This is a genomic window from Cellulomonas endophytica (assembly GCF_004123805.1).
Classification (GTDB): domain Bacteria; phylum Actinomycetota; class Actinomycetes; order Actinomycetales; family Cellulomonadaceae; genus Cellulomonas; species Cellulomonas endophytica.
In genome coordinates, this window is the sequence record NZ_RWJX01000148.1 from 1 (window position 1) to 2,956 (window position 2,956).

The 2,956-nt window shown below is 72.5% G+C and carries 3 protein-coding genes; all 3 read left to right on the forward strand.

The window, feature by feature from the left end; genetic code table 11:
* Positions 1-243, forward strand: a 243-nt coding sequence (locus tag EJA20_RS18300) for a TilS substrate-binding domain-containing protein (RefSeq protein ID WP_205687587.1), incomplete at its 5' end; no start/stop codon positions are given.
* Between the two features lie 28 nt (positions 244-271).
* Positions 272-811, forward strand: coding sequence for a hypoxanthine phosphoribosyltransferase (hpt, locus tag EJA20_RS18305; protein WP_129339931.1), 540 nt, complete (start codon positions 272-274; stop codon positions 809-811).
* A 237-nt stretch (positions 812-1,048) separates the two neighbouring features.
* A partial coding sequence (gene ftsH, locus EJA20_RS18310; protein WP_164984068.1) for an ATP-dependent zinc metalloprotease FtsH occupies positions 1,049-2,956 on the forward strand: 1,908 nt, incomplete at its 3' end.

Genomic DNA, 2,956 nt, shown 5'->3' on the forward strand with positions numbered 1-2,956 from the left:
CGCCCCGGCGCGGGGCTCGACGTGGCCACCCTCGCCGCCGCGCATCCCGGCGTCCGCCGCGCGGCGCTGCGGGGGGCGCTGCTGGCGGCCGGCGGCCCGCCCGGTGCGGTGGCGCGGGGGCACGTGCTCGCGGCGGACGCCCTCGTCACGGCCTGGCACGGCCAGGGCCCCGTGCCGGTGCCCGGCGGGCTGGTGGTGGCCCGGCGCTGTGGCAGGCTCTACGTCGACCGTCTCGACGCGTAAGGAGACCTGTGCGGTGACCCCCGAGCAGATGGGTGCGGACCTCGAGAAGGTGCTCCTCACCGAGAAGCAGCTCCACACCCGCCTCGACGAGATGGCCTCCGCGATCGACGCGGACTACGCCGACCGGGAGCTCCTGCTCGTCGGGGTCCTCAAGGGCGCGGTCATGGTGATGGCCGACCTCGCCCGGCGCGTGTCCCTGCCCGTGCAGATGGACTGGATGGCGGTGTCCTCGTACGGCTCGGGGACGAAGTCCTCCGGCGTCGTGCGGATCCTCAAGGACCTCGACACCGACCTCCTGGGCCGGCACGTGCTCATCGTCGAGGACATCATCGACTCGGGCCTGACGCTGTCGTGGCTCCTGTCGAACCTGCGCTCCCGCGGCGCGGCGAGCGTCGAGATCGCCACGATGCTCCGCAAGCCCGACGCCGCGAAGGTCGAGGTCCCCGTCCGCTACGTGGGCTTCGACATCCCGAACGAGTTCGTCGTCGGGTACGGCCTGGACTACGCGGAGCGGTACCGCAACCTGCCCTGCGTCGGGACGCTCGCGCCCCACGTCTACGGCGGCTGACGCCCGCCGGGGCGGGCCCGGGCGGGCCCGGACGCGCCCCGCACGGCGCACGACGCGGCCCCCTCCGGCCCGCGGGTGTGCCGTGGGCGAACAGCGCCCGGACGCCGCCGGTGGGCCCAGGTGTTGCGTGTACGGTCGACGGCACCTGCTCTCCACCACCCGACGGCACCGTGCGCGCGAGCGTCCCGGCGCCCGTCCCCCGACCGGGAGGGATCGAGGGGCACGTCCCCGCCGCCCATGAACGTCAAGCGCCTCGCCCGTGGCCCCTTCCTGTGGATCACGCTCGCCCTCGTCGCGATCGTCGTCGGCATCAGCCTGCTGAACACGCCGAACGTCCAGCGCATCGACACCTCCGACGGCCTGGAGCTGCTCGAGGGCGACACCGTGACCGGGGCGCGGGTGACCGAGGGTGCGCAGCGCGTGGACCTCACGCTCTCCGAGCCGTTCACGAAGGGCGAGGAGGAGTTCGGGGAGCGGGTGCAGTTCTTCTACGTCACCCCGCTGGGCGACGACGTGCGCGACGCCCTGGTGCAGGCGGACCTCGAGGACGGCTTCGACTCCTCGGTCCCGCAGGCCACGTGGTGGGGCAGCCTCATCGGGATCCTCCTGCCCGTGCTGCTCATCCTCGTCGTCTTCTGGTTCCTCATGTCGAACATGCAGGGCGGCGGCTCGCGCGTCATGAGCTTCGGCAAGTCGCGCGCCAAGCTCGTGAGCAAGGAGTCGCCGCAGGTCACGTTCGCGGACGTGGCGGGGGTCGACGAGGCGCTGGAGGAGCTCCAGGAGATCAAGGAGTTCCTCGCCGAGCCGGCCAAGTTCCAGGCCGTCGGCGCGAAGATCCCCAAGGGCGTGCTGCTCTACGGGCCCCCCGGCACCGGCAAGACCCTGCTCGCCCGCGCCGTCGCGGGGGAGGCGGGCGTGCCGTTCTACTCCATCTCGGGCTCGGACTTCGTCGAGATGTTCGTCGGCGTCGGCGCCAGCCGCGTGCGCGACCTGTTCCAGCAGGCCAAGGAGAACAGCCCGGCGATCATCTTCGTCGACGAGATCGACGCGGTCGGCCGCCACCGCGGCGCCGGCATGGGCGGCGGGCACGACGAGCGCGAGCAGACGCTCAACCAGATGCTCGTCGAGATGGACGGGTTCGACGTCAAGACGAACGTCATCCTCATCGCCGCGACGAACCGCCCCGACATCCTCGACCCCGCGCTCCTGCGGCCCGGCCGGTTCGACCGCCAGGTCGCCGTGGAGCCCCCGGACCTCAAGGGCCGCGAGCGGATCCTCCAGGTGCACTCGCAGGGCAAGCCCATGGCGCCCGGCATCGACCTCACGACGGTCGCCCGCCGCACGCCCGGCTTCAGCGGCGCGGACCTGGCCAACGTCCTCAACGAGGCCGCCCTGCTCACGGCCCGCCGCGGCCTGCAGGTCATCGACGACGAGGCGCTCGACGAGGCCATCGACCGCGTCATCGCGGGGCCGCAGAAGCGCACCCGCGTGATGAACCCCAAGGAGGTGAAGATCACCGCGTACCACGAGGGCGGGCACGCGCTGGTCGCCGCCGCCCTGCGGTACACGGACCCCGTCACGAAGGTGACGATCCTGCCGCGCGGCCGGGCCCTGGGCTACACGATGGTCATGCCGACGGAGGACAAGTACTCCACGACGCGCAACGAGCTGCTCGACCAGCTCGCCTACGCCATGGGCGGCCGCGTCGCCGAGGAGCTCGTCTTCCACGACCCGACGACGGGCGCGAGCAACGACATCGAGAAGGCGACGAGCACCGCCCGCAAGATGGTCACCCAGTTCGGCATGAGCGCCCGCGTCGGCGCCATCCAGCTCGGCCAGGCCTCCGGCGAGGTGTTCATGGGCCGCGACATGGGGCACGGCCGGGACTACTCCGAGGCCGTCGCCGCCACCGTCGACGCCGAGGTCCGCCAGCTCATGGAGCACGCGCACGACGAGGCCTACGAGATCCTCGTCGAGCACCGCGACGTGCTCGACCACCTGGTGCTGCAGCTCCTGGAGAAGGAGACGCTCAACCAGGAGCAGCTCGCGGAGATCTTCCGCCCCGTCGACAAGCGGGCCCCCCGCGAGGTCGGTGCTCTCGTGGCTCACGGCGGGCCCTCCAGCGGGCGTCGGCCGGCGGCGCCG

Excerpts from the sequence above, each read along its gene's own strand:
- hpt (WP_129339931.1), top strand. The coding sequence starts at position 272 with ATGGGTGCGGACCTCGAGAAGGTGCTCCTCACCGAGAAGCAGCTCCAC.